21 protein-coding genes are annotated in these 15,966 nt (G+C 60.6%); 19 read left to right on the top strand and 2 right to left on the bottom strand.

Annotated features, from left to right (window positions below; all coding sequences use genetic code 11):
- Positions 1 to 21 precede the first annotated feature (21 nt).
- The 7 genes from AACY50_RS08320 (at position 22) to AACY50_RS08290 (ending at position 5,549) form a co-directional block, all read left to right on the top strand.
- Positions 22 to 1,155 carry a protein-glutamate methylesterase/protein-glutamine glutaminase gene (locus tag AACY50_RS08320; RefSeq protein ID WP_339433592.1) on the top strand — a complete coding sequence of 378 codons (1,134 nt, stop codon included), beginning with the start codon at positions 22 to 24 and terminating at the stop codon, positions 1,153 to 1,155.
- The gene (locus AACY50_RS08315; RefSeq protein ID WP_339433593.1) at positions 1,155 to 1,895 is read left to right on the top strand and encodes a flagellar motor protein; all 741 of its coding nucleotides are present in this window, start codon (positions 1,155 to 1,157) and stop codon (positions 1,893 to 1,895) included. The genes AACY50_RS08320 and AACY50_RS08315 overlap by 1 nt, the downstream gene beginning before the upstream one ends.
- A 12-nt stretch (positions 1,896 to 1,907) precedes the next feature.
- Complete coding sequence (motD, locus tag AACY50_RS08310) at positions 1,908 to 2,798, top strand: flagellar motor protein MotD (protein WP_339433594.1); 891 nt, start codon at positions 1,908 to 1,910, stop codon at positions 2,796 to 2,798.
- A 43-nt stretch (positions 2,799 to 2,841) separates the two neighbouring features.
- The gene (locus AACY50_RS08305; RefSeq protein WP_339433595.1) at positions 2,842 to 3,630 is read left to right on the top strand and encodes a ParA family protein; all 789 of its coding nucleotides are present in this window, start codon (positions 2,842 to 2,844) and stop codon (positions 3,628 to 3,630) included.
- A 2-nt stretch (positions 3,631 to 3,632) separates the two neighbouring features.
- A complete protein-coding gene (locus AACY50_RS08300; RefSeq protein WP_339433596.1) occupies positions 3,633 to 4,577 on the top strand; it encodes a CheW domain-containing protein in 945 nt (314 codons plus the stop codon).
- A 90-nt stretch (positions 4,578 to 4,667) separates the two neighbouring features.
- Positions 4,668 to 5,153 carry a chemotaxis protein CheW gene (locus AACY50_RS08295; protein WP_095050193.1) on the top strand — a complete coding sequence of 162 codons (486 nt, stop codon included), beginning with the start codon at positions 4,668 to 4,670 and terminating at the stop codon, positions 5,151 to 5,153.
- Positions 5,154 to 5,549 carry a DUF2802 domain-containing protein gene (locus tag AACY50_RS08290; protein WP_339433597.1) on the top strand — a complete coding sequence of 132 codons (396 nt, stop codon included), beginning with the start codon at positions 5,154 to 5,156 and terminating at the stop codon, positions 5,547 to 5,549.
- Positions 5,550 to 5,666: 117 nt separating this feature from the next.
- On the opposite strand, the gene AACY50_RS08285 is transcribed toward AACY50_RS08290, so the two are convergent.
- Both AACY50_RS08285 and fliK read right to left on the bottom strand, forming a co-directional pair.
- Positions 5,667 to 5,996 carry an EscU/YscU/HrcU family type III secretion system export apparatus switch protein gene (locus AACY50_RS08285; protein ID WP_339465212.1) on the bottom strand — a complete coding sequence of 110 codons (330 nt, stop codon included), beginning with the start codon at positions 5,994 to 5,996 and terminating at the stop codon, positions 5,667 to 5,669.
- Positions 5,993 to 7,567 (bottom strand): flagellar hook-length control protein FliK, encoded by a 1,575-nt coding sequence (gene fliK / locus AACY50_RS08280; protein ID WP_339465213.1) that lies wholly within the window; start codon positions 7,565 to 7,567, stop codon positions 5,993 to 5,995. Before fliK ends, AACY50_RS08285 begins: the two co-directional genes overlap by 4 nt.
- 197 nt (positions 7,568 to 7,764) lie before the next feature.
- Here fliK and ccmA point away from each other — a divergent pair, with 197 nt between their 5' ends.
- The 12 genes from ccmA to AACY50_RS08220 all read left to right on the top strand — a co-directional run bounded on the left by ccmA (position 7,765) and on the right by AACY50_RS08220 (position 15,936).
- The gene (gene ccmA / locus AACY50_RS08275) at positions 7,765 to 8,400 is read left to right on the top strand and encodes a cytochrome c biogenesis heme-transporting ATPase CcmA (protein ID WP_339433611.1); all 636 of its coding nucleotides are present in this window, start codon (positions 7,765 to 7,767) and stop codon (positions 8,398 to 8,400) included.
- Complete coding sequence (gene ccmB, locus AACY50_RS08270; protein WP_007919970.1) at positions 8,397 to 9,065, top strand: heme exporter protein CcmB; 669 nt, start codon at positions 8,397 to 8,399, stop codon at positions 9,063 to 9,065. Before ccmA ends, ccmB begins: the two co-directional genes overlap by 4 nt.
- Positions 9,066 to 9,163: 98 nt before the next feature.
- Positions 9,164 to 9,919, top strand: coding sequence for a heme ABC transporter permease (locus AACY50_RS08265; RefSeq protein WP_221731949.1), 756 nt, complete (start codon positions 9,164 to 9,166; stop codon positions 9,917 to 9,919).
- Positions 9,916 to 10,092: a heme exporter protein CcmD gene (gene ccmD / locus AACY50_RS08260; RefSeq protein ID WP_339465215.1), complete on the top strand. Its 177-nt coding sequence runs from the start codon at positions 9,916 to 9,918 to the stop codon at positions 10,090 to 10,092. Before AACY50_RS08265 ends, ccmD begins: the two co-directional genes overlap by 4 nt.
- On the top strand, positions 10,089 to 10,544 hold the full coding sequence (ccmE, locus tag AACY50_RS08255; RefSeq protein ID WP_339433612.1) for a cytochrome c maturation protein CcmE: 456 nt from the start codon (positions 10,089 to 10,091) through the stop codon (positions 10,542 to 10,544). Before ccmD ends, ccmE begins: the two co-directional genes overlap by 4 nt.
- Positions 10,545 to 10,547: 3 nt before the next feature.
- Entirely contained in the window at positions 10,548 to 12,536 is a 1,989-nt protein-coding gene (locus AACY50_RS08250; RefSeq protein ID WP_339433613.1) for a heme lyase CcmF/NrfE family subunit, read from the top strand.
- Positions 12,533 to 13,069 carry a DsbE family thiol:disulfide interchange protein gene (locus AACY50_RS08245; RefSeq protein WP_339433614.1) on the top strand — a complete coding sequence of 179 codons (537 nt, stop codon included), beginning with the start codon at positions 12,533 to 12,535 and terminating at the stop codon, positions 13,067 to 13,069. The genes AACY50_RS08250 and AACY50_RS08245 overlap by 4 nt, the downstream gene beginning before the upstream one ends.
- Complete coding sequence (locus AACY50_RS08240) at positions 13,066 to 13,536, top strand: cytochrome c-type biogenesis protein (protein ID WP_221731945.1); 471 nt, start codon at positions 13,066 to 13,068, stop codon at positions 13,534 to 13,536. The genes AACY50_RS08245 and AACY50_RS08240 overlap by 4 nt, the downstream gene beginning before the upstream one ends.
- Positions 13,533 to 14,735, top strand: a complete 1,203-nt coding sequence (gene ccmI / locus AACY50_RS08235; protein WP_339538436.1) for a c-type cytochrome biogenesis protein CcmI — start codon at positions 13,533 to 13,535, stop codon at positions 14,733 to 14,735. Before AACY50_RS08240 ends, ccmI begins: the two co-directional genes overlap by 4 nt.
- 25 nt (positions 14,736 to 14,760) lie before the next feature.
- A complete protein-coding gene (locus AACY50_RS08230) occupies positions 14,761 to 15,165 on the top strand; it encodes a hypothetical protein (protein WP_339494941.1) in 405 nt (134 codons plus the stop codon).
- A gap of 154 nt (positions 15,166 to 15,319) precedes the next feature.
- Complete coding sequence (locus AACY50_RS08225) at positions 15,320 to 15,532, top strand: type II toxin-antitoxin system HicA family toxin (protein ID WP_221731942.1); 213 nt, start codon at positions 15,320 to 15,322, stop codon at positions 15,530 to 15,532.
- Positions 15,532 to 15,936, top strand: coding sequence for a type II toxin-antitoxin system HicB family antitoxin (locus AACY50_RS08220; protein WP_221731941.1), 405 nt, complete (start codon positions 15,532 to 15,534; stop codon positions 15,934 to 15,936). Before AACY50_RS08225 ends, AACY50_RS08220 begins: the two co-directional genes overlap by 1 nt.
- Positions 15,937 to 15,966 lie beyond the last annotated feature (30 nt).

Raw genomic sequence — 15,966 nt, 5'->3', positions numbered from 1 at the left:
GCTGCACCTAATGGAGTGTTTATGGCAGTCAAAGTCCTGGTGGTGGACGATTCGGGTTTTTTCCGCCGCCGCGTCTCGGAAATTCTTTCTGCGGATCCGAGCATCCAGGTTGTCGGCACGGCAACCAACGGTAAAGAGGCGATCGATCAGGCCCTGGCCCTCAAGCCAGACGTGATCACCATGGACTACGAGATGCCGATGATGGATGGCATCACGGCTGTGCGGCATATCATGCAGCGCTGTCCGACCCCGGTCTTGATGTTCTCCTCGCTGACACACGAAGGCGCCCGGGTCACCCTGGATGCGCTGGATGCCGGCGCGGTGGATTTCCTGCCGAAGAATTTCGAAGACATCTCCCGCAATCCGGAGAAGGTCAAGCAACTGCTGTGCGAGAAGGTGCACAGCATCTCGCGCAGTAATCGTCGTTTCAGTGGCTATAGCGCACCGGCTCCGGTGGCTGCGCCTGCGCCGACACCCACGCCAGCGGCGTCGAGCTTCAGCAGCCACAGCAGCGCTGCGGCTCGTCCGGCACCTGCTCCGGCGCCCACCCGCACTTCGGCCGCCAGCGCATCGTCGCCCGCGCCGAAACGCAAGGCCTACAAACTGGTTGCCATCGGTACGTCGACTGGCGGCCCGGTTGCCCTGCAACGCGTCTTGACGCAATTGCCGGCCAACTTCCCGGCACCGATTGTCTTGATCCAGCACATGCCGGCGGCGTTCACCAAGGCGTTCGCCGAGCGACTCGACAAGCTTTGCCGCATCAGCGTCAAGGAAGCCGAGGATGGCGACATCCTGCGTCCGGGCCTCGCGTTGCTGGCGCCGGGTGGCAAGCAAATGATGATCGACGGCCGTGGTGCGGTGAAAATCCTCCCGGGCGACGAGCGCCTGAATTACAAGCCGTGCGTGGACATTACTTTCGGTTCTGCCGCGAAATCCTACGGTGACAAAGTTCTGGCGGTGGTACTGACCGGCATGGGCGCCGACGGCCGTGAGGGCGCGCGTCTGCTCAAGCAGGGCGGTAGCTCGGTGTGGGCGCAAGACGAAGCCAGTTGCGTGATCTACGGCATGCCGATGGCCATCGTCAAAGCCGATCTCGCTGACGCGGTGTACGGTCTGGACGATATCGGCAAGCACATCGTCGAGGCGTGTATCTGATGGATGTTCTAAGCCTTATCGGGATCATCATGGCGTTCGTCGCCATCATCGGCGGTAACTACCTTGAAGGTGGTCACCTCGGTGCGCTGGCCAACGGCCCGGCGGCACTGATCGTACTGGGCGGCACCATCGGTGCTGCGCTGCTGCAATCACCGATGAGCGCGTTCAAACGCGCGATGCAGATCCTCGCCTGGATCTTCTTTCCGCCGCGAGTCGACCTGGCGGGCGGCATTGATCGGGTGGTCAACTGGAGCCTCACTGCGCGCAAGGAAGGTTTGCTGGGGCTGGAAGGCGTGGCCGACGCCGAACCCGACAGCTACTCGCGCAAAGGCCTGCAACTGCTGGTCGACGGTGCCGAGCCGGAAGCGATCCGCAGCATTCTTGAAGTGGATTTCTACACCCAGGAAGCGCGCGACGTCGAAGCGGCCAAAGTCTTTGAAAGCATGGGCGGCTACGCGCCGACCATCGGCATCATCGGTGCGGTAATGGGCCTGATTCATGTCATGGGCAACCTTGCCGATCCGACGCAATTGGGTAGCGGCATCGCCGTGGCTTTTGTCGCCACCATTTATGGTGTGGCCAGCGCCAACCTGATCCTGCTGCCGGTGGCGGCCAAACTGAAGTCAATCGCGTTGCGGCAGTCGCGTTATCGCGAAATGTTGTTGGAAGGGATCCTGTCGATCGCCGAAGGTGAAAACCCTCGCTCCATTGAGTTGAAGCTGCAAGGCTTCATGGATTAAGGGACTGACCTCATGGCTCGTCGTCGCCACCAGGAAGAACACGTCAACCACGAGCGCTGGCTCGTGTCCTACGCGGACTTCATCACCTTGCTGTTCGCGTTCTTCGTGGTGATGTACTCGATCTCGTCGATCAATGAAGGCAAGTACAAGGTCATTTCCGAAGCGCTGATCGGCGTCTTCACCGACTCCGACCGCTCGCTCAAGCCGATTCCGATTGGCGACGAACGACCCAAGACCGTGACCCCGGCCAAGCCGTTGGTCAAGGATGCCGATCAGGTCGACGCCGGTATCGCCGGTGCCAGTGATCCGCTGAAAAGCATCGCCGATGACATCAGCGCCGCGTTCGGCGACTTGATCGCCTCCAACCAGATGACCGTGCGCGGTAACGAGTTGTGGGTCGAGATCGAACTCAATTCCAGCCTGTTGTTCGGCAGCGGTGACGCCATGCCGAGTGACGTCGCCTTCAACATCATCGACAAGGTCGCGGCGATCCTCAAACCGTTCGACAACCCGATCCACGTCGAAGGTTTTACTGACGACCAGCCGATTCGCACTGCGCAGTACCCAACCAACTGGGAGCTGTCTTCGGCGCGCTCGGCGAGCATCGTGCGTATGTTGGCGATGCAGGGCGTGAACCCCGGTCGCCTGGCGTCGGTGGGTTACGGCCAATTCCAGCCGGTAGCCAACAACGCCACGGCCGAAGGCCGAGCGAAAAACCGTCGTGTGGTGCTGGTGGTGTCGCGAAATCTCGATGTGCGTCGCAGCCTTACGGGCACCGGAACGGCCAACGCCAAACCGGATGCCGCACTCAAGCGTGCTGGCACACAAACTGCACCGACCGTGGTCAAGACGCCGGGACGCGAGAGTGCCGTCAATTCTCCGTCGCCCGCATTAACACGCTGAGCTATGTCTCGGTCGAGCATATCGGCCGGGAGGAACGAACCGAATGAGAGTCTGGGCAGTCGCCAATCAAAAGGGTGGTGTTGGTAAAACCACATCTTCCATCGCTTTAGCCGGGTTGCTGGCCGAGGCGGGCAAGCGCGTGGTTGTGGTCGATCTCGACCCGCACGGCTCGATGACCAGCTATTTCGGCTATGACCCCGACAGCCTGGAACACAGCAACTACGATCTTTTTCTGCACAAGGGCAGCGTGCCGCAAGGCCTGCCGGGGCAGTTGCTGCTGTCGACCAGCGACGAACGTATTTCCCTGCTGCCATCGAGCACCGCACTCGCGACCCTTGAGCGTCAGTCGCCGGGGCAGAGTGGTCTGGGGCTGGTGATCGCCAAGAGTCTGGCGCAGTTGTGGCAGGATTTCGATTACGCCGTGATCGACAGCCCACCGTTGCTCGGCGTGCTGATGGTCAACGCCCTCGCGGCGAGCCAGCAACTGGTGATTCCGGTGCAGACCGAGCATCTGGCGGTCAAAGGCCTGGAACGCATGGTCAACACCCTGGCAATGATCAACCGCTCGCGCAAACAGGCGCTGCCGTTCAGCATCGTGCCGACCCTGTTTGACCGCCGCACCCAGGCGTCGCTGGGCACCTTGCGCGTACTGCGCGACAAATTTCCGGACGAGATCTGGCAGGGTTACATCCCGGTCGATACGCGTCTGCGCGATGCCAGCCGTGCCGGTGTCACGCCGTCGCAATTCGACGGCAAGAGCCGTGGCGTGCTGGCCTACCGCGCGTTGCTCAAGCATCTGCTGGCGCAACAACTTGTTCCGCAGGTGGCCTGAGCATGAATCGGCCGCTGAAGTTGACGTCCAAGCCGCAGTTGGCTTTGCAGTCTTATCTGGACAGTTTGTTGGAGGAAATTCCCGACGAATTGCCGGCGCAGGTGGCGGCGCAGCCTGAGGTGATTGAAAGCGCTGAAGCGCTGGATGAATTTCAGGCGGCGGTACTGGAAGAGCAGGCGCGTGATGCACAAAAAGCTGTTGCGCCTGTGGCCGTGCCTGCCGTCGCACCCGTCGCCAAGGCGCCAGTGGCGTTGATCGAAGAAGCCGAACCGGTTCGCGCCTCGGTTTCGACGTTGGCACCGCTGCTGCAAACCCAATTGCTCAAGACCGCGCCAGAACCGGCAGTGATCGAGCCTGCACCGGTCGTCCCTGCACCCGTCGAACAGACGCTGGTCCCGCCACTGGTTGAAGTGCATCTGCCGCCGAGCAACACACCGCCACCGGTGGAAACCGACGGCCGTCCAGCGTGGGCATCGGAAGCTTTCGAATGTTTGCTGTTCGACGTTGCCGGATTGACGCTGGCGGTGCCGCTGGTGTGCCTCGGTTCGATCTATTCGCTGGCCGGTCACGAGCTGACGCCGCTGTTCGGTCAGCCAGAATGGTTTCTCGGGATCCTGCCGAGTCAGGCTGGAAACCTGAAAGTTCTCGATACCGCGCGGTGGGTCATGCCGGATCGCTATCGCGATGATTTCCGTCAGGGCTTGCAGTACGTGATTTCGGTACAAGGTTACGAGTGGGGCCTGGCGGTGCATCAGGTCAGTCGCTCGTTGCGTCTGGACCCGAATGAAATCAAATGGAGAAGTCACCGGGGTCAGCGGCCATGGCTCGCCGGCACGGTGATTGAGCACATGTGTGCATTGCTTGACGTTTCCGCGCTGGCCGAATTGATCGCCAGCGGCGGGGCAAAGCAATTGGGCGGCAACAAGCCGCTACATAAACCGACATAGCAGCCGACATAACAAGTAGGCGATGGCATTGTTGAATGCCACCACACAGAACACACACCGCCCAGTGCGGTTTTTTCGAGGGGTCAGGGTATGAGTAGTCAGGCGACGAATGCAAAAGGTTCTGAAGATCCGATCCTGCAATGGGTGACCTTCAAACTGGACAACGAAACCTACGGCATCAACGTGATGCGCGTTCAGGAAGTCCTGCGTTACACCGAGATCGCTCCGGTGCCGGGTGCACCCAGCTACGTGCTGGGCATCATCAACCTGCGCGGTAACGTGGTCACCGTGATCGACACCCGCCAGCGCTTCGGCCTGAGCACCGGCGAGATCAGCGACAACACCCGTATCGTCATCATCGAAGCCGACAAGCAAGTGGTTGGCATCATGGTCGACAGCGTGGCCGAAGTGGTTTACCTGCGTCAGTCGGAAATCGAAACCGCACCGAACGTCGGTAACGAAGAATCGGCCAAGTTCATCCAGGGCGTGTGCAACAAGAACAACGAGTTGCTGATCCTGGTCGAGCTGGACAAGATGATGAGCGAAGAAGAATGGTCGGAACTGGAGAGCATCTGATTGATTCTCGAGGTGGCGGTCATTGTCCTGTTCCTTTTCTGGGCAGGCACGCTGGCAATGTTTCTGGCGTACATCAAGGCGCAAAAGGTTATCGCGGCACAACAGGCTCAGGGCGATGCGCTGCGTGATCAGCGCATCAAAGAGCTGGCCAAGCGTGTCGATGATTACCAGAACGGCAACGTGCGCATGGGTGAAGCCCTGCACGAGTTGCGCGCGGTCGTCGGTCCTTTGCCGGACAAGATTGTTCAGTTGGAACAGCGCGACCCTTCCAGCCTATCGTTCGCCCAGGCGGCGAAACTGGTGGGCATGGGCGCGAGCGTCGATGAGCTGACTCAGTCCTGTGGCTTGACCCAGGCTGAGGCGGAGTTGATGCGCAAGTTGCACAAGAGCAGCTAGAAGTTTCGAGTTTCGAGCGGCAAGCAATATCAAAAGATCGCAGCGTTCGGCAGCGCCTACAGGGAAACTCATTCCAATGTAGGCGCTGGCGAAGCTGCGATTTTTTGCTTTTAGGCCTTAATCATCATCCCCTCGTTCGGTGACATCCTTCTCGACCATCGGCGCATCCGGATCATGCCCCTCGGGGAATTTCCCCTTCAGGTTCCACGCAAACGCGATGATCTCGGCAATGGTGCGATACAGCTCTTCGGGAATGCTGTCGCCCAGTTCCATGCGCGCCAGCAAGCGCACCAGTTCAGCGTTTTCATAAATCGGCACTTCGCAGTCGCGGGCAATGCGCAGGATTTCTTCGGCCAGTTCCTCGTCACCCTTGGCGGTGAGGGTCGGGGCGTGGTTGCCGTCGTATTTGAGGGCGATGGCCTGGCGTGGAGCGGTAGCGTCGTTCATGCAGTTTCATCAACCCAGCGGTGTTCGAGACGGGTTTGGTTGCCTTGCGGCGGGGTGCCGTGGTGGCAGTCGAGATCGCCGACATTCAAGCCGCGATCCAGCAGGCGCTGGCGTAGCGCGGCCAGATTGTTTTCGATCAGGTCAGCGGTGTAAGGACGTTCGGCCCAGAGCTGACTCGACAGGCTGCCACTGATCAACTGCGCCTGAATCTGCATGGGCCCCAGCGGTTCCATGTCGAACGCCAGATCGACGCGCCACAATTGTTGCCTGGGTTCGCGTTCGTCGCGGCGCTCGTTGGATTGAGGCTCTTTTTCCGGCGCCTCTTCGCGCTGGAACTTGACCTGCAGCGGCACGATGTCCTGCAGGTTGCGCATGGGGATTTCCAGTTGCCAGGTGCTGAGCAGGCGCCCGTCATCGGTGACGCCAGTCTGTTCCAGGCTCGACAACTGATGGCTTTGCAGGCGTGAAACCGCAGCGGCCGCCAGGCGCAACAGATGCTCCAGATCGCCTTCGCCTTCCAGGCTTTGCAGCAAGCGGTCGGGCAGCGGAAAGCCGCCGGGCACCGGTTTGGCACTGACCTGGCCGAGGGTGCCGAGGGCGTTGCGCACGAAGCTCGGCAGCGCTTGCGCCAGTGTGTTGGCGGCGAGGATAGCGTTGAAACTGGTGCTGCTCGGCAACCCAGGCGTCAGTTGCGCGATCAGCTTGAGCAGATCGGCTTTCATGTCCGGAGCCAGCGTCGGGGTTTGTCCGGTCAGCAGTTTCGCTTCGAGGAACGCGCCGCTGTTGGCCAGCGCCAAGGCAACGCCTTTGGCCGTGCTCATTTGCTGCACATCCGGCAGGCCGGCGAGCAGTTTGTTGACGGCGGCGCGCACATCCGCCGACGTCTGATCGGTGGCTGGCGGCAGGCTTTGCAGCACCTTCAACAATCCATCCAGCGAACCTTGGCGGCTTTGCTGACCGACCAGTTGCTGGCTCACCGCCAATTGCTCCTGACGACTGCTCAGCGGTACGAATGTAAGGGTTTGGGAATCCTGTACCCGTGCCGAAAGCAAGGTGCCGATGCGCAGCGGCTGTGGGCTGTCGACGGTCAACGTGCTGCCGCTTAGCGCGGTATTGAGCAGGCTGACCATCGAACGAAAAACCGTCGCTTGCCCCGGTGGCTGCGGCAACGCCTGCGAAGTCACCACTTTGCCCTGTAGCAATGTGCCGACCGGCAATTGCGCGGTATCGATGCGAGTGAGGGTGGCGACGCTGCTGGCAATCGCCTGCTGCACGGTAATCGCCAGATTGCCCGCCGACGGCTGAGTGATCGCCAGACTGGTGCCTTGCGCCAACGGCAGGTTGCTGGTCGCTTGCACGGTGGTTTGCCGACCGCTGTCGAGGGTCACCTTGAGCAGCAGTTGAAAGGTCTGATCCGCCTGTTTGAGCGATAACACCTCGGCCTTGGCGCTCTGGCCGGCACCGATCAAGCCTTCGACCGGGGTCAGCAGTTTGAGCAACTCACCCACCTGCGGGCGAGCATTCGCCGGGGTGGTTGGCGGGAGCGGGAGGATGTTCATTTCGCCTGTCATACGCGGACACAACCTGAGGAAATTGCACTCTTGAGAGTAAGGCACGGCATGTATAATGCCGCCCGTCTTGCGCTTCGTTCAAAAAACATAGCAATTGTTTGACGCAGCTCTCTAGATCGAGCCGTCAATGCATCTATGCTGCATCTCTTTAACGGCCGTGCCAGAGCCGACTTGAACCGTATAAGGCCCGTGATCCCTTGACCAGTCCTGTCCTGCAAACTGTTGCCCTCGCGTGTGAACGTGATCTGCGGCTGCTTTTCGAAAATCTCGAATTGAGGCTGGCCAGTGGCGATATGGTGCAGATCAGCGGGCCCAACGGCAGCGGTAAAACCAGTCTTTTGCGGTTGTTGTCCGGTTTGATGCAGCCGACCAGCGGCCAGGTGTTGCTCAACGGTCAGCCCCTGACCGAACAGCCGGCCGAACTGGCGCGCAACCTGTTGTGGATCGGCCACGCCGCCGGAATCAAGGATCTGCTGACCCCGGAAGAAAATCTGTCCTGGCTTTGCGCCCTGCATCAACCCGCCGAACGCGAGTCGATCTGGCAAGCGCTGGCAGCCGTAGGATTGCGCGGATTCGAAGATGTTCCCTGTCACACGCTTTCCGCCGGGCAACAACGCCGCGTGGCGCTGGCGCGGTTGTATCTCGACAGCCCTCCACTTTGGATTCTCGACGAACCCTTCACCGCCCTCGACAAGCAGGGCGTGGCGCAACTCGAAGCGCATCTGGCGAGCCACTGCGAACGCGGAGGCCTCGTTGTATTGACCACACACCACACACTGAGCCGGATGCCGGCCGGTTATCGCGACATCGATCTGGGGAACTGGGCTGTATGAGTGTGTTTGGCCTGCTGGTTGCCCGTGAATCCCGACTGCTGTTTCGCCGCCCGGCGGAACTGGCCAATCCGCTGATTTTCTTCGCCATCGTCATCGCGTTGTTCCCGCTGGCCGTCGGCCCGGAAACTCAAGTGTTGCAAAACCTGTCCCCGGGGTTAGTCTGGGTGGCGGCGCTTTTGTCGGTCCTGCTCTCGCTGGACGGGCTGTTTCGCAGTGACTTCGAAGACGGCTCCCTTGAGCAGTGGGTCCTTTCGTCGCACCCGCTACCACTTCTGGTCTTGGCCAAGGTGCTGGCACACTGGCTTTTCTCCGGTCTGGCACTGGTTCTGCTCTCGCCCTTACTGGCGTTGATGCTGGGTTTACCTGCCGCGTGTCTGCCGGTTTTGTTGCTTTCGTTGTTGCTGGGCACACCGGTGCTGAGCTTGCTCGGTGCGGTGGGCGCGGCACTGACGGTCGGTTTGAAGCGTGGCGGCCTGTTGCTGGCGCTGCTGATTCTGCCGTTGTACATCCCGGTATTGATCCTCGGCAGTGGCGCCTTGCAGGCGGCGTTGCAAGGCATGCCGGCGACCGGGTATCTGCTGTGGCTGGGTAGCCTGACCGCCCTGGCGATCACCCTGACACCGTTTGCAATAGCTGCTGGCCTGAAGATCAGCGTCGGCGAATAATAATGAGGTCTGATCATTTTTTGATCGCTTTTTTTTAAAGAAAAAGCATGACCCTTTGCCAGCTCGCGACGATGAGCGGCACCCGTGATGGAAACAGTATGAACTGGACCTGGTTTCACAAGCTCGGCTCGCCCAAGTGGTTTTACGGCATCAGCAGCAAGTTGCTGCCGTGGCTGAGCATCGCAGCGTTGCTGCTGATTGGCGTCGGCGTGGTCTGGGGCTTGGCCTTCGCGCCGCCGGACTATCAGCAAGGCAACAGCTTTCGCATCATCTATATCCACGTGCCCGCTGCGATGCTCGCTCAGTCGATCTACGTGATGCTGGCGGTGTGCGGTGTGGTCGGGCTGGTGTGGAAGATGAAACTGGCCGACGTCGCCCTGCAATGCGCCGCTCCGATCGGCGCGTGGATGACTGCCGTGGCGCTGGTGACCGGGGCGATCTGGGGTAAACCGACCTGGGGGTCGTGGTGGGTCTGGGATGCGCGGCTGACTTCAATGCTGATTCTGCTGTTCCTGTATTTCGGCGTGATCGCATTGGGCAATGCGATCAGCAACCGCGACAGCGCCGCCAAGGCCTGCGCGGTGCTGGCCATCGTCGGCGTGATCAACATCCCGATCATCAAGTACTCGGTGGAGTGGTGGAACACCCTGCACCAGGGCGCGACCTTCACCCTCACCGAAAAACCGGCGATGCCGGCCGAGATGTGGCTGCCGCTGCTGCTGACGGTGCTGGGTTTCTACTGCTTCTTCGGCGCCGTGCTGTTGCTGCGCATGCGCCTTGAAGTGCTCAAACGTGAAGCCCGCGCCAGTTGGGTCAAAGAAGAAGTGCAGAACAGTCTGGAGGCCTCGCGATGATTTTTGCTTCATTCGGCGATTTCCTCGCCATGGGCCATCATGGCCTGTATGTCTGGTCGGCCTACGGCATCTGTCTGGCGGTGCTGATCTACAACGTGGTGAAGCCCATCGCGGCCCGCAAGCACTATCTGCAACAAGAGGCGCGTCGTCTGCGCCGGGAGAACGGCAAGTGAATCCGCTGCGCAAAAAACGTCTGATCATCATTCTGGCCATTCTGGTCGGGGTCGGCGCTGCCGTCGGCCTGGCCTTGAGCGCCCTGCAGCAGAACATCAATCTGTTTTACACCCCGACCCAGATCGCCAACGGCGAAGCACCGCACGACACGCGCATCCGTGCCGGCGGCATGGTCGAGAAGGGCTCGCTGCAACGTTCGCCGGACTCGCTGGACGTCAAATTCGTCGTCACCGACTTCAACAAAGCCGTGACCATCACCTATCGCGGCATCCTCCCGGATCTGTTCCGCGAAGGGCAGGGCATCGTGGCCCTGGGCAAGATCAACGCCGATGGCGTGGTCGTCGCCGATGAAGTGCTGGCCAAGCACGACGAGAAGTACATGCCGCCGGAAGTAACCAAAGCGTTGAAAGACAGCGGTCAATCCGCGCCGACTCAAGCGAAGGAGGGTTGATCGATGACTTCGGCGATTTTTATTCCTGAGTTGGGTCATCTGGCGATGATTCTGGCGCTGTGTTTTGCGCTGGTGCAGGCCGTGGTGCCGCTGTTCGGTGCCTGGCGCGGCGACCGTTTGTGGATGGGCCTGGCCCAACCGGCGGCGTGGGGGCAGTTCGCGTTTCTGGTGTTTGCCTTCGGCTGCCTGACCTACGCCTTCATGACCGACGACTTCTCCGTGGCCTACGTTGCGATGAACTCCAACAGCGCCTTGCCGTGGTACTACAAATTCAGCGCCGTGTGGGGCGCCCACGAAGGTTCGTTGCTGTTGTGGGCGCTGATCCTGGGTGGCTGGACCTTCGCCGTGTCGGTATTTTCCCGCCAGTTGCCACAAGTCATGCTCGCCCGCGTATTGGCGGTGATGGGCATGATCAGCACCGGTTTCCTGCTGTTTCTGATCCTGACGTCGAACCCGTTCTCGCGCATCCTGCCGCAAATTCCGGCGGACGGTCGCGACCTCAATCCATTGCTGCAAGACATCGGCCTGATCGTCCATCCGCCGATGCTGTACATGGGTTATGTCGGTTTCTCGGTAGCCTTTGCCTTCGCCATCGCCGCACTGCTGGGGGGGCGTCTCGATGCCGCGTGGGCGCGTTGGTCGCGGCCATGGACCATCGTCGCCTGGGCCTTCCTCGGCATCGGCATCACGCTCGGTTCGTGGTGGGCCTACTACGAACTCGGCTGGGGCGGCTGGTGGTTCTGGGATCCGGTGGAAAACGCCTCGTTCATGCCCTGGCTGGTCGGCACCGCGTTGATTCACTCGCTGGCGGTCACGGAAAAACGTGGTGTGTTCAAGAGCTGGACCGTGTTGCTGGCGATTGCTGCGTTCTCGTTGAGCCTGCTCGGTACCTTCCTCGTGCGTTCCGGCGTGCTGACTTCGGTACATGCGTTCGCCTCCGACCCGGAGCGCGGCGTGTTCATCCTGATTTTCCTGCTGTTCGTGGTCGGCGGTTCGCTGACGCTGTTTGCGTTGCGCGCGCCGGTGGTCAAGAGCCAGGTCGGCTTTAACCTGTGGTCGCGGGAAACCCTGCTGCTGGGCAACAATCTGGTATTGGTTGTGGCAGCGTCGATGATTCTGCTCGGCACGTTGTACCCGCTGATTCTTGATGCCATCAGCGGCGCCAAACTGTCGGTCGGCCCGCCGTACTTCAACGCGCTGTTCATTCCATTGATGGCGTTGTTGATGATGGTGATGGCGGTTGGCGTGATCGTCCGTTGGAAAGACACCCCGGTGAAATGGCTGGCAAGCATGCTGACCCCGGTGTTGCTGGGCAGCGTCGCGCTGGCGGTGGTCGCCGGTGTCGCTTATGGCGATTTCAACTGGGCCGTTATCGCAACCTTCCTGCTCGCCGCGTGGGTGTTGCTTGCCGGCGTGCGCGATATTTTCGACAAGACTCGCCACAAAGGTCTGATCAAAGGTCTGCCGACCCTGACCCGCAGTTATTGGGGCATGCAGATCGCCCACCTCGGCATCGCCGTTTGCGCGCTGGGCGTGGTGTTGTCGAGCCAGAACAGTGCCGAACGCGACCTGCGTCTGGCGCCGGGCGAATCGATGGATCTGGCCGGTTATCACTTCGTCTTCGAAGGCGCCAAACACTTCGAAGGGCCGAATTTCACCTCCGACAGAGGCACCATTCGGGTGATCCGCGACGGCAAGGAAGTCAGTGTATTGCACCCGGAAAAACGCCTGTACACCGTACAGAGTTCGATGATGACCGAAGCCGGGATTGACGCCGGTTTCACCCGTGACCTCTACGTCGCCCTCGGTGAGCCGCTGGAAAACGGCGCGTGGGCGGTACGGGTTCACGTCAAACCGTTCGTGCGCTGGATCTGGTTCGGCGGTCTGCTGACCGGTCTGGGCGGATTGCTCGCGGCGCTGGATCGGCGTTATCGGGTCAAGGTGAAATCCAAAGTGCGTGAAGCGCTGGGCATGACGGGAGCGGCTGCATGAGACGTTGGTTGATGCTGGTACCCCTGGCGCTTTTCCTGCTGGTGGCAGTGTTTCTGTATCGCGGTCTGTACCTCGATCCGGCAGAGCTGCCGTCGGCGATGATCAACAAGCCGTTCCCGGAGTTTTCGCTGCCGGCGGTTCAGGGCGACAAGACCCTGACCAAGGCTGACATCCTCGGCAAACCGGCGTTGGTTAACGTCTGGGGCACCTGGTGCATTTCCTGCCGGGTCGAGCATCCGGTGCTGAACAAACTCGCCGAGCGTGGCGTGTTGATCTACGGGATCAACTACAAGGACGTCAACGCCGATGCCTTGAAGTGGCTGGCCGAATTCCACAATCCGTATCAACTGGACATCCGTGACGACGAAGGCTCGCTGGGGCTGAACCTCGGTGTCTACGGCGCGCCGGAAACCTTCTTCATCGACGCCAAGGGCATCATCCGCGACAAGTACGTCGGTGTGATCGACGAACAGGTCTGGCGCGAAAAACTCGCGGCCAAGTATCAGGCGCTGGTCGATGAGGCCAAGCCATGAAGCGTTTTTTAGCGGCTATTGTGTTGGGCTTGAGCCTGGTCGGTGTGGCCCATGCCGCGATCGACACCTACGAGTTCGCCAAGGAAGGTGATCGCGAACGTTTCCGCGAACTGACCAAAGAACTGCGTTGCCCCAAATGCCAGAACCAGGACATCGCCGATTCCAATGCACCGATTGCCGCTGACCTGCGCAAAGAGATTTTCCGCATGCTCGGCGAGGGCAAGGACAACCAGCAGATCATCGATTTCATGGTGGATCGCTACGGCGATTTCGTCCGCTACAAGCCCGCACTCAACGCCAAGACCGCGCTGCTGTGGTTCGGCCCGGCCGGCCTGCTGCTCGGTGGTTTCGTGGTGATCGCGGTGATCGTCCGCCGCCGTCGCGCACAACGCGCCGACACCCCGCAATCGCTGTCTACCGAAGAGCGTCAGCGCCTCGACCAACTGTTGGATAAAAACCAAGAATGATTGATTTCTGGCTTGCCGCAGGGCTGTTGCTTCTGGTCGCCCTGAGTTTTCTGCTGATCCCTGTATTGCGTGAACGCCGCGCCCAGCGTGAAGAGGATCGTACTGCCCTCAACGTTGCGTTGTATCAGGAACGTGTCGCCGAGTTGCAATCGCAGCAGGCCGAAGGTGTGCTGGATGCCGCGCAAATGGACAGCGGCCGCGCCGAAGCCGCGCGTGAATTGCTCGCCGACACCGAAGGCGTTACCGCGCCGCGTGTCTCGAAACTGGGTAAACCGCTGCCGCTGCTGGCCGCGGTGTTGGTGCCAGTGTTGGGTTTGGCCCTGTACCTGCACTTCGGCGCCGCCGACAAGGTCGAATTGACCCGCGAATTCGCCCAGGCACCGCAGTCGATGGAAGAAATGACCCTGCGTCTGGAACGTGCCGTTGCGGCACAACCGGATTCTGCTGAAGGTCTGTATTTCTTGGGTCGTACCTACATGGCTCAGGAGCGTCCGGCGGACGCGGCGAAGATGTTTGAACGTGCCGCCAATCTCGCTGGTCGCCAACCGGAACTGCTCGGCCAGTGGGCGCAGGCGCAGTATTTCGCCGATGGCAAAAAATGGTCGCGCAAGATCCAGGCCCTGACCGATGAAGCGCTGAAGGCCGATCCAAAGGAAGTCACCAGCCTTGGTCTGCTCGGCATCGCCGCGTTCGAAGGCGAGCGTTATCAGGAGGCCATCGACTACTGGAACCGTTTGCTGGCGCAATTGCCTGCGAGCGACAAATCCCGCGAAGCGCTGCAAGGTGGGATCGAACGTGCCGCCGAGCGCCTGCAAGCCAGCGGCGGCAAGGTCGCCCAGGCACCGGCTGCCAAGCCTGCCGCACGGCTTAAGGTACGCGTCGATGTGGCTAATGAACTCAAAGACAAGGTGCAACCGGGCGACAGCGTGTTCATTTTCGCCCGCGCCACGTCCGGGCCACCGGCACCGCTGGCGGCCAAGCGCCTGACCGTGGCCGATCTGCCGGTCACGGTCGAACTGGGCGATGCCGACGCCATGATGCCGCAGTTGAAACTGTCGAACTTCCCTGAAGTCCAACTGGTTGCGCGCATCTCCCGTGCCGGTCAGCCGACCGCCGGTGAGTGGGTTGGCCGCAGCGGCCCGCTGGCCAGCAGCATCACCGCGCTGCAAAAACTGACCATCGACAGCCCGGACAAGTAACCGGGCAACACAGGAAAACACCGCTATGCACACCATCGCCCGAATCACGGTTCTCACATTGGCCCTGGGCTTGAGTGCATGTGCGGTGCAACGACCGGAACGGACCACCCACCTGCCGCCGATTCCGCCGTCACAACCCAGCCCGACCCCTTCGACCTCGCCGATACCGGGCAAAAGCATTCCGGCCAAACCGGCCAAACCTGTCCCGCGCACCTCGGCCAGCTTCGCCCCGCCACCGGGCGGCAACAGCCATTGGGATCAAAAACTCGGCGTTTATGTGCTTGACGACCAGTCCGACACGTTCTACCGCCAGCGCACCTACTATCGCTGGAACAACGGCTGGAGCCGCTCGGTCAGCCCCAATGGCCCATGGGAAGACACCGACATCCACGGCGTGCCACCGGGGCTGGGCAAGCAGTTCGGGCAGTGATGAAAAACGGCGATCCCTGGATCGCCGTTTTGCTGTCTGTGGCTGCAATCAATCACACTCTGTAAAACAACCGGACGTCGCTCTTTGGATTTCTGTGCTTGAGTAAAGATAACTCTAGGGTTACTTTTAATGGGCCAGGGCAAGGAGGCGGTTGGTGCAGAGCAGGTTATTGATCAAGGAGCTGGAGGAGGCGGGTTGGACGCTGGACAGGATTACCGGCAGTCATCACCTCTTCAGGCACCGCTACAACCCATACACGATTCCCGTTCCTCACCCGAAAAAGGATTTGCCGTTGGGGACGGTCAAAAGCATCAGGAGGCGTGCCGGGTTGTACAACCCGCCAGCCAGTTTCGAAGGAGATCCATAATGCAATATCCAATCTGCATCGAGTGGGGCGATGAGAACACCGCCATCGGTATTCAGATCCCCGATATTCCCGGCGCCGTGACGGCAGGGGATAGCTTTGAAGATGCCTACAATGCAGCCGTTGAAATCGCCCACATCATGTTGCAGGAGATTGCGGCGGACGGAGAGGCGATTCCGATGCCGACCTCTGCTGCGGCGCATCGCAACAATCCGGAGTTCGCCGGGATGGGCTGGGGCATGCTGGAGCTGGATATCTCGCCATACCTGGGCAAGACCGAGAAGGTCAACGTGACCCTGCCCGGTTATGTGATTCAGCGAATCGACCGCTATGTGCGCGAACACAACGTCAAAAGCCGCTCCTCCTTTCTGGCGGATGCGGCGATGGAGAAGCTGGTCAGGTATTGAAAAGCATCGCGGGCCAGTTGGCCTGCGATG

Origin of the sequence: Pseudomonas sp. RA_15y_Pfl2_54 (assembly GCF_963971015.1) — a bacterium.
Taxonomy (GTDB): Bacteria; Pseudomonadota; Gammaproteobacteria; order Pseudomonadales; family Pseudomonadaceae; genus Aquipseudomonas; species Aquipseudomonas baetica_A.
Note: the sequence above shows the minus strand (reverse complement) of the source record. Positions and strands in the feature narration are given on the sequence as shown.